The sequence below is a fragment of the Virgisporangium ochraceum genome, assembly GCF_016863655.1.
In the GTDB taxonomy this organism is placed as follows: domain Bacteria; phylum Actinomycetota; class Actinomycetes; order Mycobacteriales; family Micromonosporaceae; genus Virgisporangium; species Virgisporangium ochraceum.
In genome coordinates this window covers 1-25,213 of sequence record NZ_BOPH01000089.1, presented here as the reverse complement: position 1 = coordinate 25,213, position 25,213 = coordinate 1, and the positions used below count along the sequence as shown (strand labels likewise).

General features: G+C 71.3%; 21 protein-coding genes. 13 read left to right on the top strand and 8 right to left on the bottom strand.

The window, feature by feature from the left end; translation table 11 throughout:
- Nucleotides 1-149 precede the first annotated feature (149 nt).
- The gene (locus Voc01_RS33355; protein WP_203931619.1) at nt 150-791 is read left to right on the top strand and encodes a TerD family protein; all 642 of its coding nucleotides are present in this window, start codon (nt 150-152) and stop codon (nt 789-791) included.
- 23 nt (nt 792-814) lie between these two features.
- Here Voc01_RS33355 and Voc01_RS33350 read toward each other — a convergent pair whose 3' ends face one another.
- Nucleotides 815-1,498 carry a dihydrofolate reductase family protein gene (locus tag Voc01_RS33350; protein WP_203931618.1) on the bottom strand — a complete coding sequence of 228 codons (684 nt, stop codon included), beginning with the start codon at nt 1,496-1,498 and terminating at the stop codon, nt 815-817.
- 178 nt (nt 1,499-1,676) lie between these two features.
- Here Voc01_RS33350 and Voc01_RS33345 point away from each other — a divergent pair, with 178 nt between their 5' ends.
- Complete coding sequence (locus tag Voc01_RS33345) at nt 1,677-3,317, top strand: alpha/beta hydrolase (protein WP_203931617.1); 1,641 nt, start codon at nt 1,677-1,679, stop codon at nt 3,315-3,317.
- A gap of 89 nt (nt 3,318-3,406) precedes the next feature.
- Entirely contained in the window at nt 3,407-3,847 is a 441-nt protein-coding gene (locus Voc01_RS33340; RefSeq protein ID WP_203931616.1) for a hypothetical protein, read from the top strand.
- Between the two features lie 21 nt (nt 3,848-3,868).
- Here the strand turns inward: Voc01_RS33340 and Voc01_RS33335 are convergent, their stop codons facing one another.
- Together Voc01_RS33335 and Voc01_RS33330 are read right to left on the bottom strand one after the other, a co-directional pair.
- On the bottom strand, nt 3,869-6,583 hold the full coding sequence (locus tag Voc01_RS33335) for an AfsR/SARP family transcriptional regulator (protein WP_239160642.1): 2,715 nt from the start codon (nt 6,581-6,583) through the stop codon (nt 3,869-3,871).
- Between the two features lie 177 nt (nt 6,584-6,760).
- Entirely contained in the window at nt 6,761-7,627 is an 867-nt protein-coding gene (locus Voc01_RS33330; RefSeq protein ID WP_239160641.1) for an aminoglycoside phosphotransferase family protein, read from the bottom strand.
- Between the two features lie 239 nt (nt 7,628-7,866).
- Here Voc01_RS33330 and Voc01_RS33325 point away from each other — a divergent pair, with 239 nt between their 5' ends.
- From Voc01_RS33325 to Voc01_RS33315, 3 genes are all read left to right on the top strand, one after another.
- Nucleotides 7,867-8,115, top strand: a complete 249-nt coding sequence (locus tag Voc01_RS33325) for a hypothetical protein (RefSeq protein WP_203931613.1) — start codon at nt 7,867-7,869, stop codon at nt 8,113-8,115.
- Between the two features lie 143 nt (nt 8,116-8,258).
- The gene (locus tag Voc01_RS33320) at nt 8,259-8,840 is read left to right on the top strand and encodes a suppressor of fused domain protein (protein WP_203931612.1); all 582 of its coding nucleotides are present in this window, start codon (nt 8,259-8,261) and stop codon (nt 8,838-8,840) included.
- A gap of 851 nt (nt 8,841-9,691) precedes the next feature.
- On the top strand, nt 9,692-12,319 hold the full coding sequence (locus Voc01_RS33315) for a ricin-type beta-trefoil lectin domain protein (protein WP_373873903.1): 2,628 nt from the start codon (nt 9,692-9,694) through the stop codon (nt 12,317-12,319).
- Nucleotides 12,320-12,444: 125 nt separating this feature from the next.
- Here Voc01_RS33315 and Voc01_RS33310 read toward each other — a convergent pair whose 3' ends face one another.
- A complete protein-coding gene (locus Voc01_RS33310; protein WP_203931610.1) occupies nt 12,445-12,906 on the bottom strand; it encodes a MarR family winged helix-turn-helix transcriptional regulator in 462 nt (153 codons plus the stop codon).
- Between the two features lie 64 nt (nt 12,907-12,970).
- On the opposite strand from Voc01_RS33310, the gene Voc01_RS33305 reads away from it, so the two are divergent.
- Nucleotides 12,971-13,474 (top strand): carboxymuconolactone decarboxylase family protein, encoded by a 504-nt coding sequence (locus Voc01_RS33305; RefSeq protein ID WP_203931609.1) that lies wholly within the window; start codon nt 12,971-12,973, stop codon nt 13,472-13,474.
- Between the two features lie 22 nt (nt 13,475-13,496).
- Here the strand turns inward: Voc01_RS33305 and Voc01_RS33300 are convergent, their stop codons facing one another.
- Nucleotides 13,497-13,796, bottom strand: coding sequence for a hypothetical protein (locus Voc01_RS33300; RefSeq protein WP_203931608.1), 300 nt, complete (start codon nt 13,794-13,796; stop codon nt 13,497-13,499).
- 101 nt (nt 13,797-13,897) lie between these two features.
- Here Voc01_RS33300 and Voc01_RS33295 point away from each other — a divergent pair, with 101 nt between their 5' ends.
- From Voc01_RS33295 to Voc01_RS33285, 3 genes are all read left to right on the top strand, one after another.
- Nucleotides 13,898-15,568 (top strand): alpha/beta hydrolase, encoded by a 1,671-nt coding sequence (locus Voc01_RS33295; RefSeq protein WP_203931607.1) that lies wholly within the window; start codon nt 13,898-13,900, stop codon nt 15,566-15,568.
- The gene (locus Voc01_RS33290; RefSeq protein ID WP_203931606.1) at nt 15,568-16,077 is read left to right on the top strand and encodes a hypothetical protein; all 510 of its coding nucleotides are present in this window, start codon (nt 15,568-15,570) and stop codon (nt 16,075-16,077) included. The genes Voc01_RS33295 and Voc01_RS33290 overlap by 1 nt, the downstream gene beginning before the upstream one ends.
- A gap of 180 nt (nt 16,078-16,257) precedes the next feature.
- Nucleotides 16,258-17,169, top strand: coding sequence for an AfsR/SARP family transcriptional regulator (locus Voc01_RS33285; RefSeq protein WP_203931605.1), 912 nt, complete (start codon nt 16,258-16,260; stop codon nt 17,167-17,169).
- On the opposite strand, the gene Voc01_RS33280 is transcribed toward Voc01_RS33285, so the two are convergent.
- The 3 genes from Voc01_RS33280 to Voc01_RS33270 all read right to left on the bottom strand — a co-directional run bounded on the left by Voc01_RS33280 (nt 17,070) and on the right by Voc01_RS33270 (nt 22,062).
- On the bottom strand, nt 17,070-17,636 hold the full coding sequence (locus Voc01_RS33280) for a hypothetical protein (protein WP_203931604.1): 567 nt from the start codon (nt 17,634-17,636) through the stop codon (nt 17,070-17,072). The genes Voc01_RS33285 and Voc01_RS33280 overlap by 100 nt on opposite strands.
- 39 nt (nt 17,637-17,675) lie before the next feature.
- On the bottom strand, nt 17,676-18,575 hold the full coding sequence (locus tag Voc01_RS33275; RefSeq protein WP_203931603.1) for a hypothetical protein: 900 nt from the start codon (nt 18,573-18,575) through the stop codon (nt 17,676-17,678).
- A 577-nt stretch (nt 18,576-19,152) separates the two neighbouring features.
- A complete protein-coding gene (locus Voc01_RS33270) occupies nt 19,153-22,062 on the bottom strand; it encodes an AfsR/SARP family transcriptional regulator (RefSeq protein WP_203931602.1) in 2,910 nt (969 codons plus the stop codon).
- Nucleotides 22,063-22,222: 160 nt separating this feature from the next.
- On the opposite strand from Voc01_RS33270, the gene Voc01_RS33265 reads away from it, so the two are divergent.
- The 3 genes from Voc01_RS33265 (at nt 22,223) to ppk2 (ending at nt 24,961) form a co-directional block, all read left to right on the top strand.
- Nucleotides 22,223-23,113 carry an ABC transporter ATP-binding protein gene (locus tag Voc01_RS33265; RefSeq protein WP_203931601.1) on the top strand — a complete coding sequence of 297 codons (891 nt, stop codon included), beginning with the start codon at nt 22,223-22,225 and terminating at the stop codon, nt 23,111-23,113.
- Nucleotides 23,113-23,964 (top strand): DUF2705 family protein, encoded by an 852-nt coding sequence (locus Voc01_RS33260; protein WP_203931600.1) that lies wholly within the window; start codon nt 23,113-23,115, stop codon nt 23,962-23,964. The genes Voc01_RS33265 and Voc01_RS33260 overlap by 1 nt, the downstream gene beginning before the upstream one ends.
- Before the next feature lie 100 nt (nt 23,965-24,064).
- Nucleotides 24,065-24,961: a polyphosphate kinase 2 gene (gene ppk2 / locus Voc01_RS33255; RefSeq protein ID WP_239160640.1), complete on the top strand. Its 897-nt coding sequence runs from the start codon at nt 24,065-24,067 to the stop codon at nt 24,959-24,961.
- Nucleotides 24,962-25,213: the final 252 nt, after the last annotated feature.

Here is a 25,213-nt window from a genome sequence, read left to right as displayed (position 1 = left end):
CGGCGCCGCCCTCTGCGCCGCCGGCGCCGCCCTCTGCGCCGCCGGCGCCGCCCTCTGCTCCGCCGGCGCCGCCCTCTGCTCCGCCGGCGCCGCCCGCTCCCCCGGTTGCGCCCGCTCCGTCCGTGGCGCCCGTTCCCCCGTCTCCGCCCGTGCGGTTGAGCAAGATCACGCTGACCAAGCAGGCGCCGGCCGTGTCCCTCACCAAGCAGGGTTCCACCGGCGGCGCGATGCGGGTCAACCTGAAGTGGAGCATGCGCGGCATGGAGAAGCGCGGCCTCTTCGGCAAGCGCAAGGCCGCACAGCTCCCCGACATCGACCTCGACCTGTGCGCGTTCTGGGAGATGGCCGACGGCAGCATCGGCCACGTCACACCGGTCGGCAACAAGTTCGGCTCGCTGACCGAGCGGCCCTACGTCCAACTCGACCGTGACGACCGCACCGGCGGCTCCGACGGCGAAAACCTCACGATCAACCTCGACCACGCCGACAAGATCAAGCGCATCCTGATCTTCGCCGACATCTACGACGGCGCCGACTCGTGGCAGGGCCTCGACGCGGTGGCCACGCTCCACCCGCAGCAGGGCCCGCCGATCGAGATGCGGCTCGACGAGTGCACCGTGAACTCCCGGATGGTGGCGCTCGCGCTGATCGAGAACGTCCAGGGCGAGATGATCGTGCGCCGGGAGGCGCGGTACATCGTCGTGGTGCCGCCGGTCAGGTTCAAGCAGGAGGCGCTCGACATCGCCTACAACTGGGGCATGTCCTGGGAGCCCGCCAAGCCCAAGGACTGAGGCCACGCTCCAGGAAGGCACGTTCAGGAAGCGCCCCGGTTGTCGAGGTGCAGCGGCGCCCGTCCGTCGATCCGGTAGCGGACGTGCGTGACCTCCGGTGTGGGCACCACCCGTAACGGGGTCAGCTCGATGGCCTCCTTGTCGGCGAGGTCGAGGTCTGCGTCGAACAGGCGCAGCCCGGTTCCCAGCACCACGGGCACGATGTGCAGTTCCAGCTCGTCGAGCAGGCCGGCCCGGATGACGTGCCGCAGCAGCGTTCCGCCACCGGCGACCGCGACGTCCTTTCCACCCGCCGCGGCGCGCGCCTGCTCGACCGCGCTGGCGATCCCGTCGGTGACGTACGTGAAGCTCGTACCTCCCTTGCGGCCCAGCATCGCCCTTTCCCGGTGGGTGACCACGAACACCGGTGCCCGGAACGGCGGCTCCTCGCCCCACGGAACCTCGCCACCGTCGGCCATCCGCCGGCCCATCACGTAGGCGCCGGCCGCCGCGAAATGCTCCTCGATGATCTCGGAGTTCGTGCTCTGCTCGCCGCCCGCGAACCCCTGCCGCTCACGCCACGCCATCGCGTCGATCACCCACCGCGTCACGCGGAAGAACCCCGCCGACTCGGCCGACGCCATCCAGTCGCCTTCCGGTCCGTCGAATCGCGGACCCGCGTAGAACCCGTCCAGCGACACCGACAGCTGCGCCGTCACCCTGCCCATTTCCCGCTCCCTCATCGTCAGCTCGCCACCCGGTCGGAGCCAACCGCGCGTTCTTGACATCAGCCAAGAAATCCATCGGACCCGGCGCCGCTGAGGAAGCGCGGCGCCGACGCGGGCCGGGAAGCGTACGGAATTGTGCGTATGGTCGCGGCCCGGTGACGGGTGGTCTCGTGCCCTCATGCATCCGCTCATCCCGCCCCGGCGACGACGCGCGCTCGTCGCCATTCTCCTCGCGTTGGTCACCGCCGCGGCCACCGGTGCGACGGCCTCGGTGCCGGTGTCGGCGGCGCCGGAGACCGGTTCCGCGCCGGTGCCCGTCCTCGACTGGAAGGACTGTGATCCCGGGCTCCAGTGCGCGACCGCGAAGGTGCCGCGCGACTACGCACGTCCGCACGGGCCGACGATCGACCTGGCCGTCATCCGGTGGCCGGCCAAGAACCAGGCCACCCGGATCGGGTCGATGTTCGTCAACCCGGGTGGGCCCGGCGTGTCCGGGCTGGAGTTCCTCAAGACGGCGCCGCCCGGCGCGCTCGACGCGTTCGCCCGCTTCGACGTGGTGAGCTGGGACCCGCGCGGCATCGGCGCGAGCCGCCCGGCCGTCGACTGCCTCACCGACGAGGAGCAGAACTCCGGCGGCGTCAACGTGCGGTTCCCCCGCCCGGCCGACGCCGACAGGGCCGCCCTGGTCCGCGACGCCAAGGAGTACGTGGCCCGCTGCGTGCGCCGCAACGCCGACATCCTGCCGTATCTCGCGACCGCGAACACCGCCCGCGACCTCGACCTGCTCCGCGCGGCCGTCGGCGACCGCAAGCTCACCTACGTCGGCCTGTCGCACGGCGCCCACATCGGCGCCACGTACGCGAGCCTGTTCCCCGGCCGGGCGCGGGCGCTGCTCCTCGACGCGCCCGTCGACCCCGACGTGTGGGTGAACCGCACGTTCGAGGCGACCCGCGAGCAGGCGGCCGGCTTCGAGGACGCGTTGCGCCGCTTCCTCACCGCGTGCGCCCTCGACCAGACCGCGTGCGGATTCGGCGGCGCCAACCCGCAGGACGCGTTCGACGACCTCGTCGCGCGGCTGAACCGCAGTCCGATGCCCGCACCCGACTCCGTCTTCAAGGATCCGGTCGGCGGCGACGACGTTCTGATGGTGGCGCTCGACATCCTCTACTCGAAGCGGCGGTGGGCACCGTTCGCCGCGGCGCTCGCGCAGACGCGGTCCGGCAACGCCAGCCTGATGCGCGACCTGCTCGACGCGTCGGTCGGGCGCCGCACCGACGGCACGTGGCCGCCCAGCGGCGTCTTCTTCACCACGACCGCGCAGGATTTGCGGATCAACCGCGACATCGACGCCTACATGGACGCGGGCCGGCACGGATTCGGTGTGTCGCCGCACTTCTGGTGGTTCTCGGGCTACGGCGACATCCCGTACGCGGTGTACCCGGTGCCGCAGAAGGGCGCCTTCCGCGGTCCGTTCACGAACCCGTCGTCGGCGCAGACCGCGCTGGTCATCGCCGGCACCCACGACCCGGCGACCCCGTACGTCTGGGGCCAGCGGTACGTGGCGCAGCTCGGAAACGCCCGGCTGCTGACCTACGCCGGCGACGGCCACGGTTCGCTGACCGAGTTCAACCCGTGCGTCCTGCAGGCCGCGCTGTCCTACCTGAACGACCTGACCCTGCCGGCCGACGGAAGCGTGTGCGCGCAGACGATCCCGGCGTTCCCGGCCAGCGCCCGATCCGCGGCGGACGCGCCGGAATGGCGCGTGCCACGCGCCGGCGCGGCGCTGACGGTACCGGCGCTGACGGTTCAGCGCCGATGAGCCCCGCCGGGCCCGGCCATCCCCCCGGACCGGGCCCGGCGGACCCACTCGGGCGCCGCGTACTCCCCCGCCGGGCGATACTCATCCGGATGGAACCCGACCTCCGGATCCCGCAGTCGTTCCTGGACTCGCCCCGCTGGTGGTCCCTGGTGACCGTGCCGAGCGGCGAGGCCATGGTGGTGCTGGGCATGACGATGCGGAGGCTGGCGGTCCCCGCTCCCGTCGACGCGCCCGCGACCACCGACGTGGTGGCCGCTCGCCTGACGGAGCTGGAAGCCGACCGGCGTCGCCTGGGCCGCCCGTTCGACGTGGCGTTCCTCCGCCGGGCGCTGGCGGCCGGTGGGAAGGTGCGCACCAGTGACCCGGGTCTGGCGGTGGATGCCGACCTGCACTCCGCCCAGGTCCTGCGCGGCTCCCGGGAGCCGCCACGTCGGGCCGGGTGCGGCGTAGCGCCGTCGTCGGGTGAAGAAGAGTGCGGCGTAGCACCTTCCCCCGTGGCAGGTGCTACGCCGGAGTGCGCAGATCGGTGACCATGATGGCGTACCGGCCTTTCACCGCCCTTGCCATCGGGACTTCTCCGCCCGGCGTCGCAGGTCGGCGGCCCGCGGGTCGGCCACCGACTCGTAGACCGCCGCCGCGCGGGTCCACGCGTCGACCGCCTCCTCGACGCGGCCGGCCGTGTCGAGGACCTCGCCGAGCTTCTCCCAGCCGCGCGCCTCCCGCACCGGGTAGCCGATCCGCGCGGCGAGGTCCACCGCGGCGCGCGCGTGCTCCTCGGCCGCCGCGAGGTCGCCCTGGAGCAGCAGGAAGTGGGCGACGTTGTAGTGGGCGAAGCATTCCAGGTTCCGGTCACCGAACCGGCGGGCGACGTCGATCGACGTCCGGTATCCGCGGCCGGCCACGTCGTACCGCCCCAGCGCCACGTGGATCGCGTTGAGGTCGAGCTCGGTGTACGCGGCCTCGCGCCGGTCGGCGACGAACCCGGGGTTCGCCAGCGCGCGCCGGTACGCGGCCTCGGCGCGGTCGGCCTGGCCGAGCGCCTGGTGGATCCGGCCCGTGTACGCGCTGAGGTAGCCGACGAGCAGGTCGTCGCCGGCGTCGTCGGCCAGGGCCAGCGCCGCCAGGTGGTCGTCGAGGGCCAGGTCGGCCCGCCCGAGCGTGTAGTGCCGGTTGCCGGCGTCGACCCGCATCAGCGCGGCCGCCCGGGGCTTTCCGAGCGCGGCCGCGGCCCGCGCACCGAGGTCCGACGTGACGAGCCATTCGTCGCACCGGTGTTCGCGCGGGAACAGCCGTCCGAGGGTCGCGGCCAACTGCCACGTGAGGTCGTGGTCGCCGTGCTCGGCGGCGTGCCGGACCACGGTCACCAGGTTGTCGCGCTCGTCGCGTAGCCATGCGGCCGCGTCGTGGTCCCGAAGAAATGGGACGCGCGTGAGCGCGGGCGCCTCCAGAAGGTGGCCCGGCAGCCGGCCGAACCGAACGACCGCGACGGCCCGGTGCAGCGTGTGCAGGTACGCCGTGAGGAACCGGCGCCGGGTGGCGGTGCCGTCCTCGTCCGTCGCGAGGTCGCGGGCGGTCAGCCGCACCAGGTCGTGGAACCGGTAGCGGCCCGGCACCCGCTCCTCCAGCAGGTGCGCGTCGACGATCCGGTCGAGCAGCCGGCGGGCGGCCACCGTGTCGAGCCCGGCCGCCGCGGCGGCGAGCCGCACGTCGACCTCGGCGACCGGCAGCCGCCCCAGCGTGCAAACGAGCGCCCGCTGCTCGTCGGCGAGGTGGTGGTACGACAACGCGATCGTCGTGCCGACGCTGCGTTCGCCCGCGTACAGCTCGCCGAGGCGGGCGTGTTCGTCGCGCAACCGCGACGCCAGCTGCTCCACCGTCCACGATGGACGGTGGCGCAGGCGTGCCGAGACGAGCCGCAGCGCCAACGGTAGCCGCCCGCAGAGCTCCACCAGCTCGGCGAGCCCGGGTCGGTCGGTATCGCCGAGCAGCCTCGAGAGCAGAGCGGTGCCGTCGTCGGCCGAGAGCAGCGGCAGCTCCAGCGGCACGGCGTTGTCGAGGCCCGCGAGGCTGCGCCGGCTGGTCACCAGCACCAGGCAGCCCGGCGACGCCGGCAGCAGCGGCGCCACCTGCGCCTCGCCGGCCGCGTTGTCGAGCAGAACGAGCACCCGTCGGCCGGCGAGCTCGGTCCGCAACCGGGCCGACCGCTCGGCGACCCCGGCCGGGATGGCGTCGCCGGCGACGCCGAGGTCGCGCAGCAGCCGGTCGAGCGCGTCGGCCGGGTCGACGGGTGCGATGCCGTCGGCGAAGCCGCGGAGGTCCAGGAACAGCTGGCCGTCGGGGTAGTCGGCCCGGAGCCGGTGCGCGAGGTGCGTCGCGAGGGCGGTCTTCCCCACGCCGGGCATGCCCTCGATGGTCACCACGGCGGCGGTACCGGCGGGACGGGCCGCGATCACGCCGGTCAGGTGGTCGATCTCGGCCTCGCGCCCGACGAACACCGCGGCGTCCGCGGGAAGCTGGGCCGGTACGTCCTTTGTGGACGGTGGGTCGGCGGCGCGCAGGATCGCGGTGCGTAGCTCCAGAAGCTCGGGTCCCGGGTCGAGCCCGAGCCGGTCGGCCACCGATCGGGCCCGCTCGTCGAAGACGGCCAGCGCCTCCTGCTGCCGTCCCGAGCGGTGCAGCGCCTCCATCCGGAGGGCGGTGAACCGCTCCCGCTCCGGGTACCGCGCCGCCAGGTCGGCGAGTTCCGCGACCGTCTCCGCGCTGTGGGTCACCAGTTCGGCGGCGAGGCGGAGTTCGAGGGCGGCGAGCCGGGTCTCCTCCCAGCCCGCGCACAACGTCCGCCGCAGCCGGTCCGGCATGACGTCGGCGAGCGCGTCGCCGCGCCACAGGGCCAGCGCCGCGCGGAGCCGGTCCGCCCGCCGGGCCGGGTCGGGCTCGTCGCGTCCCCGTTCGACGGCGGCGAGAAACTCGTACGCGTCGACCGCCGCGGGCGGGGTGTCGAGCAGGTAGCCCGAGTCCCTGCGGACCAGCAGGTCCGGGTCCGGCAGCCGGCCGCGGAGCCGGGACACGTGGACGTGCAGGGTGGCCCGCGGGTCGCGGGGTGGCTCGTCGTCCCACATGAGCCCGATCAGCCGGTCGACGGCCACCGGTCGGCCGGGGTCGAGCAGCAGCAGGGCCAGCAGGCGACGCTCCCGCCGCCGGCCCAGGTCGACCGGCCGGCCGTCGAGCGTCGCCGCCACGGGGCCCAGCAACTGGAACCGCAGCACGCCGGTCAATGCCTCACCACCGGCCCAGCGTATGCGCCACCCGCGAGGCGGCCGGTTCCGGTGCCCGCCGGCGGTGCGTCGGTCAGACGTCGAGGACCACGGTGAACGTCGTCGGGCCGCGGCGCGGACCCGGGACGCCGCGCCGAGGTTCCGCAGCGCCGCTCGAGGTTCGGGCGGTCAGCCCGCCAGCGCTTGTGTGATCTGCCGGGTGGTCTGTGCTGCCACCCGGGCGTTGGTGGCGGCGTAGGAGTGGTAGGCGTTCAGTCCGGTGGCGAGTGCCCATCCGCGGCCGCGTGTCCAGGTCGCTTCGTCCACACGGAGTGCTTTCCGGAAGGTGGCCCGCCCGCCCGGCGACAGGAGGGTGAAGGCGATGGTCATGTCCCGGGCCGGGTCGCCGACGCCGAGGCCGCCGAAGTCGATGACCGCGCGGATGCGATCGCGAACGGCGAGCAGGTTGCCGGTGTGGAAGTCGCCGTGGAACCACACCGGTGGCCGGTCCCATCGCGGCGCGTCGAGCGCGGCCTGCCATAGGACGGTCATGGCGGCGGCGTCGAAGACGCCCGCCGCCCGCGCGATCGCGGCGCGGGTTTCACCGTCGCGGTCCGCCAGCGTGCGCGTGTCACCGGATGGGCCTTCGGTACATGGGACCCGCTGCAGCGCGTCGAGGAATCCGGCCAGCACGACGGCGGTGTGCGGTGCGTCGGCCAGCCCTTCGACGGTCGCCATCTCGCCGTCCAACCAGCGGGAGACCGCCCACGGCCAGGGGTATCCGAAGCCGGGTCGCCCGACCGCGACCGGCACCGGTACCGGCAGCGGCAGGTGCGGGGCCAGTCGTGGCAACCATCGCGCTTCCTTCTCGGCCTGCCCGATGGCGCCGGCGTGGCGAGGGAGCCGAACCGCCAACTCGTCGCCCAGCCGATGAATCACGTGATCGGACCCGGCCGGCTCGACCAGCCGCAGCGGCAGGCCGGCCCACCGGGGAAACTGCGTGTCGACCAGCCGCCCGACCAGCTCACCGGTGATGGCAGGACGAACGGTGGTCACGAGGCGGCTCCTTTGCGCGGTCCGGATCATCGAAACCCCACCACCACAGACCCGTCGAGCGAATTTGCTTCCCCTCATGGCCTCGGCCCGCCATACGCCGGTCCTCCCGTTGCCTCAGACGGTGCCCCTGCGTCACAATTGCCGTGATCCAGACAGTGCGAGCCGTCCCCCACCCGGGTCTGACCAGCTGCGCAGGGACCTCGCCCGGATGTCTGCCGAGCTTCCAGAGAGGAAGATCAGTGAAGCGACAGAGCAGTGCCCGGCGGCAGTCTTGCGGGTTCGTCCGTCTCGTCGCGGCCGTGGCCCTGGCCGCGTCCGGCTTGGCGGTGAGCGGACACATCGTCGACGGGTCTGACTCGACGTCCGGTCGCAACTGGGCTCTCGCCTCGACCGACCAGCCGGGCAGCAGAATCTCGGTGGAGAACGCGATCCGCGTTGTGGAGAACGGACTGAGCGAGCAGACGGACCGGCGCGTCGAGTTCTCCTGATCGACCGAGCGTGCTCGCACCGTGGAAGGCCGGCACACCTTCGCCGTCGCCGTTCGGCTTGCCACAGCACACGAACCCTTCGGTCTCCTAGCTGGCGATGGTCCCCCTCGAACCCCGTCACCGGTTGTGTGACACTGCGAATCGTGGATCACGATCTGACGCCGGCGGCCCAAGCGATGCTGGAGCATCTCCACGACCGCTTCCCCGGCCAGGAGATCGCCGTCCTGCCGCCGGCCCCCGGCCGGATCCCCGAGCTGGTACCGGGCCTGCACATCCTGAGCCTGACGCTCAGCGAGGGCGGCCACCTGTACGCCACCGCCGGCCTGTGGGACGCCACCCAGAAAGACGGCCATGGCCTGGAGACCGTGCTGCACGCCCCTGTTGCCGATGACGTGGTGCACGTCGAAACCCTGACCATGGTCGCCTACTACCACGCCACCGGCGGCGACTACACGCTCGACCACGGCCACACCGTGCCGATCGGCCGGCCGTGGGTCCGCGGGTCCAGCTGCGATCACCTGCTGCTCAGCCTGCCGTACCCGTGGGGGCCCGGGTTGGAGACCTGCACCGTCCCGGGCGGGCACATCCGGGTGTTGTGGCTGCTGCCCATCACGGCGGCCGAGAAGAGGTTCCGGCACACCCACGATCTGGAGACACTGGAGCAACGTTTCGAGGCCGCCGGCATCGTCCCCACCGACCCCCACCGCCGGTCCGTCGTACCGTGACGAGCGCAGGATGGCGTGACGACGGTGTGTCCGAAGTCGATCCGTACCGACACCAGGGGCACCGTGACCCGCCCGCACTCGGTCGGGTCCATGCCGTCCTGGCAGTACGGCCCGGAGGTGACCACCGCCCACCGTGAACGGGACGACCACCCGGAAGGTGCGGTCGAGTTTGACCGCCCGCCTTGACCAGGGCCGCCTCGTCACCGTTGATCATCACCATGGCCCACAGGCCCGGGGCCGGCTGCCAGACCAGCGCGGCTTCACCGGCACGGCCGCCAGTGCCACCGTCGCGACGGATGTCAGCAACAGACCGATCATGGTTTCTCCGGTGCATCGATGGGGATGACACCGGTACCGACGCATCGACGCCCGCGACATGTCCACCCGGAGGCGCGGCGGTTTCCGCCCCGCGTGCCGGCCGCCGCCGATTGAACCTTCCGGGCCGATCTGACATCATACGTATGCCGATTTATGAGTGTGGCACGTCCACCTCCACCTCACCTTCGGCAGCGCGCCACGCGACACCTGGCGTCAACGCCGACACCCCGCCATGTCCGCCTGGCCGCCCGGTCGTGCCGATTCAGGGCTCCGACCGTGGTGTCAGCGCCGAAGGTCGACGGCCGCGGTGAGGGAACGGCTGCCAGTCCCGATCAGCGGACTACCGCACGGTCGCACCGCACGGTCGACCGTGCCGCCGGCCTGCCCCGGTGACGCCGAGCCCACCGCCTCGACGGTCTCGGCGCGCCGGGCGTCCCCACACCCCCGAAACGAAGGAGCACCACGTGAAAGCGGCCATTCATACCGCTGGAAAGTTGTTCCTGGCCGTTGCGACCTTCATCTCCGCCACGTTGATGGTCGCAGCGGTCGATCGGTCCCCCGCCCTGGCCGCGGTTCAGGCGACGTACTACGTCGCGCCGGACGGAGACGACGGCAACACCGGGACGATCACGTCACCGTTCCGGACCGTGCAACGCGCACGGGACGTCGTCCGCACCGCGAACACGGGCATGACCGGCGACATCTACGTATACCTGCGGGGCGGAAGCTATCCGGTCAGCAGCACGATCGAGTTCGGGCCGGGCGACTCCGGCACCAACGGTTACCGGGTCGTCTACGCCGCCTATCCGAACGAGACGCCGGTGCTCGAGGGCGGGGTGCGGGTCACCGGATGGACCCAGCACAGCGGCAACATCTGGAAGGCACCGCTGGACCGGGCCACCAAGCTGCGCACGCTCTACGTCAACGAGAAGCGTGCGGTCATGGCCGCGAAGACGATCAACTCGGGCGGGTGCTACGGAACGTACACCGTCACGGCGGGGCAGGCCCCCTGGGCGTGGGAGTCCGGCTCGCAGTGCGACGGCGCGAGGTACAGTCTGGCCGACTTCCCGGCCGTCGCCCGCAACCAGGACGACCTCGAGATCGAGACGGCGACGACCTGGACCACGGCCATCGTGGGCGTTCGCCAGGTGACCACCAGCTCTGACGGCGCCAGCCGGGTGGCGCTGTTCCAGCAGCCGGGTGCCGCCATCGCCCAGGGCGCGTACAACGGCAACGCGCAGATCAACGGCAGCCACAAGGTGATGAACGCCTACGAGTTCCTCGACACGGCGGGCGAGTTCTACTTCGACAAGACGAGCCGAACGGTCTACTACTACAAGGCCGACTCCGAGAACATGTCGACCGCGACGGTCTTCGCGCCCACCACCGTGTCCACCGTGCTGCGGGTCGCCGGCACGTCGACGACCAGCCATGCGCGCAACATCTCGTTCTCGGGTCTGACGGTGCAGCACTCCGACTGGAACCTCTTCACCGTCGCCGGTGCCGCGTTCAAGCAGGCCCAACAGGGAAACCTCGGCGCGCAGGCCTACGCGCGGCAGAACTTCCACGTCTACTACTACCGCAATGTCGACGTCACCCCCGGGATCGTCCACGTCCAGAACGCCGACGGCATCCAGTTCCTGCGCAACCGGGTCCAGCACACCGGTGCCGACGGGATCAACATGATCAACGACGTGCAGAGCAGTCAGCTGATCGGCAACCACACCAACGACATCGCCGGATCGGCGATCACCGTCGGGCACCCCCAGCACGTCTACATCGGGGACTACACGTCGACCAACCGCGAGAAGTACCCGACGCAGGTGGAGGGACTCCCCAGGAACATCGAGATCAGGAACAACTACATCTATGACAGCGCGGTGCTGTTCAACGGGCACAGCCCCATCTCGGCGTACTTCGTCGACACCCTGACGGTGCAGCACAACCGCATCGAGAAGGCTCCGTGGGCCGGCATCACGCTCGGCTGGGGATGGTGGAACTTCGACGGGTCATCCGGCTCGATCGCGCCCAACCGGCCGACCACGACCGCGCGGAACAACACCATCAGCAACAACCAGATCATCGACGCGGTGCAGCGTCTCGCCGACACGGCCCCCGTCTACACGCTCGGCAGCCAGCCGGGAACCACCGTCACCTCCAACTACTTCCAGGGGGTTCCGGCCGGCCACCGGTACGGCCTCCATCCCGACGAAGGCTCGGCCTACATCACCTTCCGCGACAACGTGCTCAGCGTCGACAAGAACATCACCTGGATGATCAACTCCGACGACTTCGGGCGCAAGCACGACCTGAGCATCACGAACACCTACGGCCCGATCAACAAGGTGTCCAACAAGAACCTGCCCAACAGCACCGTCCAGGACATCCTGGTCTACGGCGACTACGTATGGCCCACGGCGGCGTACGACATCGCCGTCAACTCCGGGATCGAGGACTCGTTCCGGGACATCATCCCGGCGAACCGGATGTCCTGGCCGAACTACGTCCTGCCGGCAAGCACGTTCGTCGGCAGCGGGACGTCGTCGATCCGGATCCGGAGCACCGGCGACGCGAGCAGGAGGATCTGGCTGGCCCCGTCCGGCACGACGAACTTCGCGGCCGGACCGACGATGACCACGGCCGACGGCACCGCCACCACCATCGCGGTTCCGGCGACGGCGGGTGACTACCGGCTCTACGTCGTCGACGCGCAGGGCAACCGGTCGGCCGAGTCCACGTCGCTGGTCAGGCGGCAGGGCGGCGGCCAGCAGCAGAGCGGACAGATCGTCGGCGGCCAGTCGGGCCGGTGCATCGACGTGCCCAACGCCAGTACCACCAACGGCACCCAGGTGCAGTTGTGGGACTGCGACGGCAGCGCGAAGCAGCGGTGGGCGTACACCGCCGCCAAGCAGTTGATGGTGTACGGCAACAAGTGCCTGGACGTGTCCGGGGGTGGCACCGCCAACGGCACGGCCGTCATCATCTGGGACTGCCACGGCGGGCTCAACCAGCAGTGGAACGTCAACGCCAACGGCACCATCACGAGCGTCCAGTCCGGGCTGTGCGTCGATGCCAACAACGCGGGCACCGCGAACGGCACCAGGATCATCGTGTGGTCGTGCAACGGCGGCGCGAACCAGCGGTGGACCGTGCGCGCCTGACCGACGCGTAGTCGACGCACCGGGTCCGCGTCCACGGGAGCGGGGCTCGGCGGCCATGGCCGCCGAGCCCCGTAGGAATGCAGAGCCGCGTAAGAATGCAGAGCCCAGCGGGAACCACTGCCGTGTCAGCCGAACCATCCGGGAACGTCCACCGGGAAGCCGGCGTCGGGGACGACGGTGCGCAGCGACGACTCCAGCTGCTCGAGGCGGTCCGCCCCGAGCGTCTCCGACCAGCGCTGCCGCAGCCGGTCGAAGATCGCCGCCGACGTCGTGAGCGAGTCGATGCCGTGCGGGGTGAGACGGATCAGCTTGCGCCGGGCGTCCAGGGGGTCGTCGACGCGTTCGACGTAGCCGAGTTCCGCGAGCCGGCCGACGGTCTTGCCGGCGGCCTGCTTCGACACGCCGAGGCGGCGCCCGATCTCGCTGGCGGTCGCGCCGCGCACGCCGATCGCCTGCATCGCGAACCCGTGGGCCGGACGGACGTCCGGATGCCCCCGCTCGGCCAACTCGGCGTGCAGCTGGTCGATCAGGGCCCGGAAGCCGGCGAACAGCAGCAGGGGAAGCTCGAAGCCCGGCGTCTCAGCCATAGGCAATCTCGACAACTTGGTTTACCATTTCGACAACCACGTTGACGATTGTATGGGACCCGACATGTTTCCTCAGCACACCCTCGACTCCGCCCCCGCTGCCTCCCGGCCGTTGATCGAGTCGACTGTCGCGCACCTCGGCCACCTCCCACCGGCCGTGGCCCTACTCGCCGAGTCGCCCGAGATGCTGGGCGGATTCCTCCAGGCCAGCGGGCTGTTCGAGGCCAGCACGCTCGACCCGTTCGGCCGGGAGGTCGTCGTCATGACGATCGCCACCCGCAACAACTGCCGGGTCTGCGTCTCCATGCACACCCGCCGGCTCCGGGAACTGAACGCCGACGCCGAGCAGATCGCCGCCCTGCGGTCCGGGCAGCCGTTGGCCGACGGGCGGCTCGAGGCGCTGCGGCAGTTCACCCTGCGGGTGCTGGCGACGGCGGGCGAGGTCCCGGAGGACGAGGTGAGCGCCTTCCTGGCGGCCGGGTTCACCACCCGCAACGCGCTGGAGGTGGTGCTCGGCATCGGCACGTACACCATGTCGACCCTGGCGAACCGCCTGGTCCGCGCGTAGCCCAGGGCCCGCCCGGCGCGGGCTACTCGAATCTGCGGCTCTGCCCGATCCGCGACGCGGACCACGCGTCGGTCGCCATGTAGTCCTCGGCCGCGCGGACGAACAGCTCGCCGGTGTGCTTCAGCCGGCCGGCGGCGCCCTCGAGCTCGACGCGCCACGCGTCGGTGACGCCGGACGCGGCCCCGGCCGCCTGCCACGGGGCGGCCGCGGTGCCGGTCACCGCGAGCCGGTTGCCGGTGGCCGAGAGCAGGGCGCGGACGTCGGCGGCGTCATCCTGCACATCGTGGCCGAGTTGCCGCAGTCGCAGCGGATCAACGCGCATCCTGGCACCTCCCACATGATCGAAGGACCTCATCGTGCCACACAATGAAGTCGGTGGATGCCGGATCCGCGTCCACGACGGCCGGACACGGGGGACGGACGATGGTCACACTGCAGCAGGTGCTCGACGCGGAGCCCGACAGGTACCTCAGGGCGTCGGTGGCGTGGAACGAATTGGCCGACGGCCTCGACGCCGGCGCCGACGCGATGATGCCGAAACTGGCCCGGCTGACCGAGGCGTGGGAGGAGGGACCGGCGTCCGCGGCCGGGCTCACCCGTTACGACAACCTGCGCAAGGAACTGGCCGGCCACTACCCGGCGCTGGTCGGCATGTCGCAGCAGCTGTCCCGCTTCGGCGAGGCGCTGCGGCGGCTGCGCAACCAGACGCTCGACCTCGTCGACCGGGGCAGGGCGGTCGGCATCACCCGCGACAGCGCCGGCGCCTGGGTCGTCACTAAGGACCCGCAGTCGCCGGTGCAGGTCGAGAACCTGCGCAAGATCCGCGCCGAGGAGGACGACATCGTCCGCGCGGCGCAGGACCTCGACGGTGACGTCGCCCGCCGGATCGCCACCCTCGGGCCGCCGCCGCCCGGCACGACGGCGTTCGTGCCCAAGGACAGCATCCCGGCCAAGGGCACCGACCCGAAGCTGGTCGCGGCGTGGTGGAACGGCCTGACCCCGCTGGAGCAGCAGTACGTGCAGACGGAGTACCCCGAGCTGATCGGCGCGCTCGACGGGGTGCCGTCCGCGGCGCGCGACATCGCGAACCGCATCGTGCTCGACAACGAACTGGACCGCTACAACGCCCGCCGGCAGGAGATCGCCGACCGCCTGTCGTACCTGGAGGCGATGCACAAACAGGGACGCCTCGGCGAGGTCTATCCCAACGCCGGCAACCCGCTCGGTGCCTACATGATGGAGCTGCGCGTCCTGACCGGCCAGAAGGCCGACGTCGACGGCAAACTGAAAGGGCTCAACGGCATCAACAACCGGCTCGACTCCAGTGACACCACGCTGCCGCGCGGATACCTGCTCGGGCTCGACACCAGCGGCGACGGAAAGGCGATCGTGGCAATGGGCGATCCGGACGGCGCGGACAACGTCTTCACCTACATCCCGGGCACGCAGACGGAACTGAGCTGGGCACCGGGTGAGATCCGGCGTACCGACGTGATGGTCCGCGACGCCAACGTCACCGACCGCACGCACCAGACGGTCGGCATCTGGTGGCTCGGCTACGACGCGCCGGACCAGGTCGTCCCCAACGCGATCAGCGACTCCTACGCCGAGGCCGGCGCCCCCGACCTGCGCCGGTTCCAGGACGGGCTGCGCGTCACCCACGACACCGGGTCGCCGTCGCACAACACCGTCGTCGGCCACAGCTACGGGTCGACGGTCGCCGGGCAGGCCGCGTCCGAGTCGGCCGGGCTCGACGCCGACGAGCTCATCCTCGTCGGTAGCCCCGGCGTCGAGGTCGACCAGGCCAGCGACCTGAACATCAACGGCAACCCGGCCGACCACGTGTGGGCCACCACCGCCAGGAACGACCCGATCCAGCACGCGGGCTGGGACGACAACCTCGTCCACGGCGAGAACCCGGCCGGAAAGGGCTTCGGCGGCCGCGTGTTCACCAGCGACCCCGGCACCCCGCAGTTCACCTGGGAGGACGGCTTCAACTTCGTCGACGCCCATCTCGACTACTGGGAGGACGGCAACCCCGCCCGTACCAACATGGCGAACATCATCACCGGCCGGCCCGAGCAGGTGTCGTGATGCGCATCCGCCCGGCCGTCCTCGCTCTCGTCCTCGCACTCGTCGCCGCGCCGGCCGCGGCCGGCTGCACCGGCACCTCGAACCCGCGACCGAATCCGGAGCCCACCAGCATGCTGACCCGACAGCAGGCGGCCGACGCCGTCGACGCCCTCATCAAGGACGCGGTCACGCACCTCTCGGCCGTCGCCACCATCGAGATCTTCGCCCGCAACGAACTGCCGTGCGGACCGGGATTCGCCCCGTCCGGCGACGACTACGCCGTCGAGCACACCTACGACGTCCTCAACTACGACGGCGAGGTGCGCACCGCGGTCGACAACCTGCGCACCTACTGGCTGGGCAACGGCTTCCGGCCGTTCAACGAGACCAAGGACCCGGACGGCACCGTGACCGGCGTGGGCGTCCAGCGGGTCAGCGACGGCTTCCACGCCCGCGTCTTCTACAACGACGCCGACGACCTCATGATCTCCGCGTCGTCGACCTGCGTCACGTCGGCCTCGCCCTCCTGATCGCCGCTCCCGGTCCCGCCGGGCGTCGCTGACGGACCCCTGACGCCCCGCCGCACCGCACGGGTCGGCCGCTCGCGCGCCGGTGACGTCTCGCTGACGCGGCGCCGAAAGTGTGGCGCGCGTCAATGTCCGGTGCCGCCGCGGCGGTTACTGTCGCCGGCGTCGAACCGGGGAGGGGCATTGTCGGAGACGGAGTTCCGGGTACTGGGACCCATCGAGGCGCTGCGGCGCGGGCGGCGGGTGCCGTTGGCCGGGCCGAAGCGGCGCACCGTACTGGCGGCGCTGCTGCTCGGTCGCGGGCGGATGGTGCCGGTGCACCGGATGGTCCGGCTGTTGTGGGGTGACGAGCCACCGGCCAGCGCGGGAACCCAGGTCCGCAAACAGATCTCGGCGCTGCGGGCGGAGTTCGGCGCGGACCGGGTCCAGACCTGGCGGGACGGGTACGGGTTGCGCACCGAGCCGGGCGAGCTGGACCTGGACCGGTTCGACGCCGCCGCGGGACGGGGTCGCGAGCTGCTCGGCGCCGGCCGGGCGGAGCCGGCCGCGGAGGCGTTGCGGAGCGCGGTGGACCTGTGGCGCGGGCCGGCCCTCGCCGACGGCACCGACCCGCTGATCCGGGCCGAGGCCGACCACCTGGAGGAGCTGCGGCTCGCCGCCGTCGCCGACCGGCTGCGGGCCGAGCTGGACCTCGGCCGGCACGCCGAACTGGTCGGCGAGCTGACCGGGCTGGTCCGCCGGTACCCGCTGCGGGAGGCGTTGCGCGGTCAGCTCATGCTGGCCCTGCACCGCAGCGGGCGGACCGCGGACGGCCTTCGGGTCTACCGCGAGGGCCGCGCCGAACTCGCCGCGCAGCTCGCCCTCGAACCCGGTCGCGACCTGCGCCGGCTGCACCGGGCGATGCTCGCCGACGATCCGGCACTGGCCGCCCCGTCCGCGCCGCGGGTCGGTACGGTGCCGGACGGGCACGGTTCACGCGCCCGTCCGGCCGCTCGTCACCTACAGGTGTTGCCCCAGTTGTGCGAGCTGATCGTGTTGTCGGCCGGCGATCCGTCGCTCCACCGTTCGATACCGAGGGTGAAGTCGGCCCAGTAGTCACCGGCGTCGATGCACATCCACGTCCCACCGCCGAAGAAGGCGTCGCGGAACATCCAGACGGCGCTCACCGGCGGGGTGTAGTAGCCGTTGTTCCACACCGAGGTGGCGATGTTGTCGAACCCGTCGTTGTGGTTGCAGCCCCATTGGCCGCCGGTGCCGCCCCCGCCCGGGTTGCCCCAGTTCTTGGCGTAGCCCTCCCATGCGCACCAGCGGCCGGTGAACTGGGCGTGCTCGTAGGCGTAGAAGTACCCGTTGGGACCGGCGGCGGCGACGTCGCCCACGCCAGCGCCGCCGAGTGGGGTCAGGTACGGCACGTCGACCCGGACGGCGGGCCGGACGTCACCCGGACCGGCCGGTGCCGCCGGACCCGCCGGTGCCGCTGGAGCGGCGGTCGCCGCGGGTGTGCCGGCCAGCAGGGCGGCGAGCGTCGCGAGGCCGGCGACGGTTGCGTGCAGGCGTCTCATGGTTTCCTTCCGGTTGCGGCCGTCCCCGGTCGGGACGGCTCAGCGGGTGGGTTCCGCCGCGGCGACGATCGCGCGGGCGCGCGGGTCGGCGGCGAGTTCGAGGCGGCGCTTGGTCTCGATGTCGGACCGGTACCGCTGCGCCAGTTCGGCGTCGTACCGGGCGTCCAGGTCCCGCGCCGTCGCGGCGAGACCGGCGGCGGCGCAGGTCGCCTCCGCGACGGCGGCGGCCACCTCGGCGTCGCGGGCCCGGTCGACCACCGTCCGGCGCAGGTGGGCCGGCGAGTCGACCGCGTACCCGTGCCCGCGCATGCACCGCGCCCACGCCGGCAGCGCCGCCGCGTACGCCGGGTCGGCGAGCACCATGCCGGACCGCACGACCGACAGGTTCGCCACCACCCGGCGCGCCCGGTACCACGCCTGCAGGTCGCCGTAGAGCCGGCGCTCCGCCTCGGACCGGCAGCCGTCGGCGCTGCGCCGCACCACGCCACCCGACGGCAGCCGTGCTTCGAGCCCTTCGGGGCGGGCGCCGTTGAGCGCCACGAGGGCGGCGGCCCGACGGGCCGGAGGCAGGCCGTCGAAGTACCGCTGGTTGGGGTCGTCGCGGCGGCGATCCTGTGCCGCGGCCGCGATGTCGCTACCGAAGCCGTGCCGCCGCGCCCAGTCCACGTCGTCGAGGACGTAGGGGAACATGCGCTGCTCGTCCTCGGGCGGCGGCTCCCCGAGCCACAGCGGGAACCCGTGCCGCGCCATGCATTCGCGGATCAGCAACTGTTCGGCGAGGTCGAGGGTGGGCCGGTCGATCGCCGCGTCCCCCGGTGCGGTCGCCGCCGTGCCGCGCGGCCTCTCGGCGGACGGGTGTGCGGGCCGGGCCACCGACCCGGCGAGCGGCAGCATCAGCAGGACGGCCACGACGGCGCGCCACAATCTGCGTTCCCCCATGACGCCAGCCGACCACGGCCGGTTACCCGGGGCGTTCCTCAGCCGTACCCCGCCCGTACCGCCACGGCCCAGACTTGACCTTACTCGTCCATGGACGTACAGTCAGCGAGTGGCGGGAGAGGCATTCGGAAAGAACGGCCGATGAAATGACGGAGAGAAAGAGACGGGGAGAAAAAGACGGAGAGAAAAGACGGGGTGGAGAGGGGATCCGGCCCTTCTCCACCCCCGATCGGATTATCTGAAGCAAGCGGCGAGAAACTCGGCGGCATTGGACGTGCACGTCAGCAGAAAGGCGTGGACGTATTCCATGCAACTGACTACCGCGCCGACGTTCTCGACCAGCTCCACGGCGAACAGCCAAAAGTAGGGCATGACGTCCCTCGGCTAGTAGGAATGATCGCTCCAGAAACGGAAGTGATCATCCTGTCCGTCCGCCCATTGGTCAACTCGCTCTGACCTGCATGGATGCCGCGCGGATGCCGGCGACCAGGCAATTCGCGGCCGAGGTCCGGGGTCACGTGTTGATCACGGTTTCTCCGCCCGGGGAAATCGGCCACCGGGCTTACCGCCACATTGCTCAGGCTACCCGCACGTTCAATTCCGTCGCGAGCGCCAGAAGGCGTTCGCCGATGCCGGCCGGGCGCGGCTCGGCCATTTCCCGCCAGACCGCCAATGCCTCGCCGACAATGCGTTCCGCTGCGATTCGGCCACTATCCGTGGCCGTCAGAATGTCGGCCAGAACGCACGCCGTCTGGCAGTGACGGCGGGAATCGGAGAGCTCCGCACTCACGTCGAACGCCTGCTGGGCGTCGGCGCGGGCGTCGGCGATCCGGCCCATCCGGAGGTGGACCTCGGCCCTTGTCGTCAGGGCGTCGCACCGGGTTGCCTCGTCGTGGGTGCGGTCGTGGAACTCGAGCGCCTTGTGGCAGTTCTCCAGCGCGGCTTCGAGGCGTCCGGTCCGCAGCCGGAGTGACGCCAGCCGGCTGTGGACGGCTCCCTGCCCGCGCTGCGAGCCGAGGTCCTGCCAGATCGCCAGCGATTGCGCGTACAACGCCTCGGCCAGGTCCGTCGAGCCGAGGTCGTCCCGGGCGTCGGCGAGCCCGTGCAGGTACTCGGCCTCCCCCTGCCGGTTCGACAGCTCGCGGCAGACGGCGAGCCCCTGCTCGTAGACGAGCGCGGCTTCGGCGGCATTTCCGGTCCTCCGGAGGACCGACGCGCAGTTGTGCCGGCAGATCAGCTCGGCGGCCCGGTACCCGTTGGTCTGGGCCAGCTTCCGTCCGGACTCGAAGCTCGTCACCGCACCGGCGTAGTCGTGCCTGACGAAGCTCGCGGCGCCCAGGTTGTTGAGGCTGCAGATCTCGCCGAAGACATGCTGGTCGAGCCGTGCGGCGGCGACGGCCAGCCGCTGCGACTCGAGCGTGTCGGACTGGTCCCCGGACCGATTGAAGATCTCGTGCACGGCGTTCGGAATCTGCCAGCCGTGCCGGTGGAAGCCCTCCCTCAGCGCCAGGCGGGTCACCGCGAGCAGGTTCTCGCGCTCGGCCATGCACCACTTCAACGCCTCGGACTCGCTGGCTTCCTGTCCACCGAGGGCGTCGGTGGCGAGGAACCGTTCGGGACGGACGTCGGTCACGGCCGGAAGGTCCGGCACGGGTGACCGGTGCGGGGCGAGGAGGGAGGCGGCGTTCGCCGCGGAAAGAAGAATCCAGTCGAGCAGCCTGCGCTGGGCCGCGCGGATCTCTTCCGGGGTGTCTTCGCGCCGGCCGCACGTCGCCGCGTACTGCCGCAACAGGTCATGGACGACGTACCGGCGGGCGGTGTCGTGGTGGCTCACCAGGTGCGCCTTCGCGAGCCGGTTCAGCAGGCGCTGCGCGGCCGCGGCGTCGACACCGAGAACGGCGGCCGCGGCACCGGCGCCGAAGCTCGGACCCGGGTACCAGCCCAGAGCCCTGAACAGCCTGGCGCACAACGGATCCAGGTCGACGTAGGACCAGTTGAACGTCGCGGCGAGGCTGGCATCGGGGTCGTCCTCGTCGAGGTCGAGAAGGTGGTCGCGCAGTTCGTCGGCCAGGTCGGCCAGCCGGGCACGGGGGCGTTCGGCGACGTGTTCGCCGATGATCCGCAGGGCGAGCGGGAGCCCACCCGAGATCCCGACCAGCCTCAGCACCGCTTCCGGCTCGGCGTCGGTGCGGCGGGCACCGATGAGTGCGCGGAGCATGGCCAGACACGCATCCGCGGGCAGCGGGGGCACCGTGACGCAGCGCACGCCGTCCCGGATGGTCAGTCCCCGCAACCGGGACCGGCTCGTGATCAGGGTCAGGCACGTGTCGCCGCTGGGCAGCAACGCGCGTACCAGGTCGGTGTCGCGCACGTTGTCGAGCAGCAGGAGCACGCGACGGCCCGCGAGCACGGAGTTGAGGCGCTCGTGCCGGTCCTCGATCCCGTCGGGGATCCGGTCGGCCGGGACGCCGAGGGCGTGCAGGAAGCGGCCGAGCGCCTCCTCGGGCGGAACGGGCGGCGTGGGCCCGAACGCGCGGGCGTCGAGGAACAGCACCCCGTCGAAGCGGTGGCGTTGCCGGTGCGCCCAGCGGATCAGGAGCGAGGTCTTTCCTCCGCCCGGCATCCCGCTGATCGCGATGACCCGGCCCGACCCGGTCAGCGCGTCGATCTCCGCCAGGACGCCTTCGTGGCCGACGTGGTCCGGGATGTCCGGCGGTAGCTGGTTGGGAACCGCCGTGTCCGGCGCCCGCCCGCCCGCCGGTCGCCGCATCGTCGCGGGGAGGTCGATCGACGGCTCGGCCCGGATCGTCCGGCGGAAACGCTGCCGGAACTCCGAGTAGTAGACGCGGGCGTCGGTGTTCCGGCCGACCGCGCAGAGCACCGAGATCCACAGGGCGGCCACCGTCTCGTCGACGTCGTGCTCGTGCAGCAACGGTTCGAGCACCGCGGCGGCCGGTTCGTGCCGGCCGGTCGCCAGCAGGCTCCCGGCCAACAGCTTCGAGGCCTCCAGGTGGACCTGGTTCATGTCGCGGCGGAGGTGCTCCGCGAGGGGACCGCGCAGGTCGGCGACCGGCACATCGTGCCAGAGACCGAGTGCCGTGCTGAGGTCGGTCGCCGCCGTCTCGTGGTCGCCGCGGTCCGCGTCGCGACGGGCCGACCGCACCAGGCTCTTGAACAGATGGAAGTCGACCAGGTCGCGATCGACGTCGAGGCGGTAGGCGTCGCTCGTGCCCAACCGGACGAGCGGGTCGCCGACGCCCGCCCGGCGCAGCACGGCCCGGAGCCGGCTGATCAGCGACTGCAGATGGGGACGGTGGTGGATCCGTGCCCTGTCGTCCCAGAGGTACTCGACGATCGTGTCCGTCCGCACCGGGGCGCCGGCGTGGTAGAGCAGGAGGGCGAGCAGGGCGCGCTGCTTCAGCGGTCCGAGTGGCACGGACCGACCGTCGATGTGCAGCGCCGTCGCGCCGATGATGCTGAACCGCATCGGCTGTCGTCTCTCCGTGGTCCGACCCGACCTGGAGACCTTACCGTGAGTACCTTCCGAGAAACTGCCAGTAACTGACAGGCGCGGGTCATGCCGCGCGGATGAGGTGGACGTTTCGGCCAGCGGGACACAATGCGCGCACGTCGAGAGGGCCACCGACATGACAGACGTGATCGAAACCGAGGGGCTCACCAAGACCTGGGGCAGTCTGACCGCCGTGTCGGGACTGACGCTGCGGGTCCGGGCCGGCGAGTGCTACGCGTTCCTGGGCCGCAACGGGGCCGGCAAGTCCACGACGGCACGCCTGCTGCTCGACTTCATCCGCCCGACGCGGGGCACCGCACGGATCCTCGGCGGAAGCGGCAGCGACCCGTCGATCCGCAACCGGACCGGGTACCTGCCCGGCGACCTCAACCTGCCCCGCGCCATGACCGGCGCCGACGCGATCGCCTACTTCGGCGCGCTGCAGGGAAACCGGCGGCAGAAGGACGCCGCCGTGCTCACCGAGCGGTTCGGCCTGGACCCGAAGCGACCGGTGCGCGAGCTCAGCACCGGCAACCGGCGCAAGGTCGGCCTCGTGCTGGCGTTCATGAGCCGGCCGGAGCTGCTGATCCTCGACGAGCCGACCAGCGGGCTCGATCCGGTGCTGCAGGAGGAGTTCCGGGAGCTGCTCGCCGAGCGCAAGTCCGAGGGCGCGTCCATCTGGCTCACCTCGCACGTGATGGCGGAGGTCGAACGGGTCGCCGACCGGGTCGGGCTGGTGCGGGACGGGGTCCTCAGCAGGGAGCTGTCCATGGAGGAGCTGCGCCGTCAGGCCGCCGACCGGATCCGCTTCAGGTTCCCGCGCAACGTCCGGCCGCAGGCGTTGGCCACCGTCGCCAACGTCACCGACGTGGCCGGGGAGGCCGGCAGCCTGGTGGTCACGGTGGACGGGCCGGTCACCGACCTGCTCCGCCGGGCGGCGCAGCTCGGCGCGACGACGGTCGAGACCGAGCGGCGCGACCTCGACGAGGTCTTCCTGGAGATGTTCGAGCCGGAGGCACCGGCGTGATGGCCGGGTTCTGGCTGGTGTACCGCCGGTGGCAGCGCGACCGGCTGGTGTCGACCGCCGCCTGGACGGTCGGGGTGGTGATCACGGTCGTGGCCACGGCGGCGTTCTACCCCTCCCTGTCGGGCCTGTCGGGAGACAGCGCGGGCAGCAGCGCGGCCATGTCCTCTCTGCTCGGCCTCGGACAGGGCATCGACCCGACCTCTCCGCTGGGATACCTGTGGATCGCGTTGTACGCCAACGTGTACCCGTGGATGCTCATGGCACTCGGCGTCGTGCTCGGCGTCGCGGCCATCGCCGGTGACGAGGACACCGGCACACTGGAGTACCTGCTGTCCAAGCCCGTCACGCGGTCCACCGTGGTGCTCGCGCGCTATCTGGGGATGGTCACGATCCTCGGCCTCGTCGCGGCGGTGTCCGGGCTGTCCCTCGTGGTCTCCTACCCGATGTTCGGGCTCGACGACGACGTGACCACCACCGCCCCCGACGGCGCCACCGTCACGTCGGCCGGCGCGACGGCGACGGACGCCTTCAACGGCACCCTTTCGTCGTTCGCGGTGGCCGTCGGCCTCGCCGGCTTCGCGTTCCTCCTCGGCGCCGTGCTCGGACGCAAGGGTCCGGCCCTCGGCATCGCCACCGGTGCCGGGATCGGCGGCTACGTCTTCTACACGCTGTCCAACCTGACCGGCAGCCTCGAACCGCTCACCTGGATCTCGCCGTGGCGCTGGTACGTCGCCGACGCGATGCTCGTCAAGGGCCTGACGTGGAACGTCGTGCTGCCGTTCGGCACCGCGCTCGCCGGTCTCGCCCTCGGCTGGTGGGGGTTCGTCCGTCGGGACCTCCGGAACCCGTAGCCATGGACCACGACGAGCTCGCCCTTTTCGCGTCCGAACCGGATGGTGGTGTTCGCCCGGGATGAAGCGGCCATTCACGAGAAGGATCGACACTGACGGGGTGATCCGTGAGAACTTCCGCGAGTACCTGGAGTACCTCCTGCGCAGCGGGTACAGCGTGCGGCACGACGAGCACCTCTCCGACCCGGACCTGATCGACCCGGGTGGCAACCCGGTGGAGACCTGGCGCGAGGACTACCCCTACGACGAGCGGCTCGACCGCGATGTCTACGAGGCCGAGAAGTACCAGCTGCAGATCGAGCTGCTGAAGTTCCAGTACTGGGCACAGGAGACGGCCACCCGGCACGTCGTCCTGTTCGAGGGCCGCGACGCCGCCGGCAAGGGCGGCACGATCAAGCGGTTCATGGAGCACCTCAACCCGCGCGCCGCCCGCGTGGTCGCCCTGACCAGGCCGACGGAGACCGAACGCGGCCAGTGGTACTTCCACCGGTACGTCGCCCAGCTGCCGACCGCGGGAGAGATCGTGCTGTTCGACCGGTCCTGGTACAACCGGGCCGGCGTCGAGCGGGTGATGGGCTTCTGCACCGACCGCGAGTACGAGATCTTCCTGCGGCAGGCGCCACTGTTCGAGGAGATGCTGGTCGAGAGCGGGTTCGCGCTGACCAAGCTGTGGTTCTCGGTGACCCACTCCGAGCAGCGCACGCGCTTCGCGATCCGGCAGATCGACCCGGTGCGCCGCTGGAAGCTCTCCCCGATGGACATCGAGTCGCTCGACCGCTGGGGCGACTACACCGCCGCCAAGGAGGCGATGATCGAGCACACGGACACCGACCACGCGCCGTGGACCTCGATCAGGAGCAACGACAAGAAGCGGGCCCGGATCAACGCGATGCGGTTCTTCCTGAACCAGTTCGACTACGAGGGCAGGGACCCCGAGGTGGTCCGCCCCGCGGATCCGCTGATCGTCCAGCGCGGCCGCGACTCCGTCAAGGATTGACGATCCTCACAGTGAGTAGTGCCCCTGCCAGGCAAATGTTGCCGAAACGTGTGCTGCATTCAGTAGGCGCACGCGTGGCGTCCGGCCCTGGAACGTGCGACGGTCGCTGAACCCCCGCCCGTCTCTTCACCCCCAGGAGGCAGGACCTTGTCCACGCGTTTTCCTCGATCCCTGCGCCGCATGGTGCCGGCCCTCGCGGCCGGTGTCGTCGCGGTCGCGGCGGCCGGAGTGTGGCTCGGAAGCGGGTCGGCC

Excerpts from the sequence above, each read along its gene's own strand:
- Voc01_RS33350 (WP_203931618.1), bottom strand. The coding sequence starts at position 1,498 with ATGGGCAGGGTGACGGCGCAGCTGTCGGTGTCGCTGGACGGGTTCTAC.
- Voc01_RS33345 (WP_203931617.1), top strand. The coding sequence starts at position 1,677 with ATGCATCCGCTCATCCCGCCCCGGCGACGACGCGCGCTCGTCGCCATT.
- Voc01_RS33340 (WP_203931616.1), top strand. The coding sequence starts at position 3,407 with ATGGAACCCGACCTCCGGATCCCGCAGTCGTTCCTGGACTCGCCCCGC.
- Voc01_RS33315 (WP_373873903.1), top strand. The coding sequence starts at position 9,692 with ATGGTCGCAGCGGTCGATCGGTCCCCCGCCCTGGCCGCGGTTCAGGCG.
- Voc01_RS33310 (WP_203931610.1), bottom strand. The coding sequence starts at position 12,906 with ATGGCTGAGACGCCGGGCTTCGAGCTTCCCCTGCTGCTGTTCGCCGGC.
- Voc01_RS33305 (WP_203931609.1), top strand. The coding sequence starts at position 12,971 with ATGTTTCCTCAGCACACCCTCGACTCCGCCCCCGCTGCCTCCCGGCCG.
- Voc01_RS33300 (WP_203931608.1), bottom strand. The coding sequence starts at position 13,796 with ATGCGCGTTGATCCGCTGCGACTGCGGCAACTCGGCCACGATGTGCAG.
- Voc01_RS33295 (WP_203931607.1), top strand. The coding sequence starts at position 13,898 with ATGGTCACACTGCAGCAGGTGCTCGACGCGGAGCCCGACAGGTACCTC.
- Voc01_RS33290 (WP_203931606.1), top strand. The coding sequence starts at position 15,568 with ATGCGCATCCGCCCGGCCGTCCTCGCTCTCGTCCTCGCACTCGTCGCC.
- Voc01_RS33280 (WP_203931604.1), bottom strand. The coding sequence starts at position 17,636 with ATGAGACGCCTGCACGCAACCGTCGCCGGCCTCGCGACGCTCGCCGCC.
- Voc01_RS33275 (WP_203931603.1), bottom strand. The coding sequence starts at position 18,575 with ATGGGGGAACGCAGATTGTGGCGCGCCGTCGTGGCCGTCCTGCTGATG.
- Voc01_RS33270 (WP_203931602.1), bottom strand. The coding sequence starts at position 22,062 with ATGCGGTTCAGCATCATCGGCGCGACGGCGCTGCACATCGACGGTCGG.
- Voc01_RS33265 (WP_203931601.1), top strand. The coding sequence starts at position 22,223 with ATGACAGACGTGATCGAAACCGAGGGGCTCACCAAGACCTGGGGCAGT.
- Voc01_RS33260 (WP_203931600.1), top strand. The coding sequence starts at position 23,113 with ATGGCCGGGTTCTGGCTGGTGTACCGCCGGTGGCAGCGCGACCGGCTG.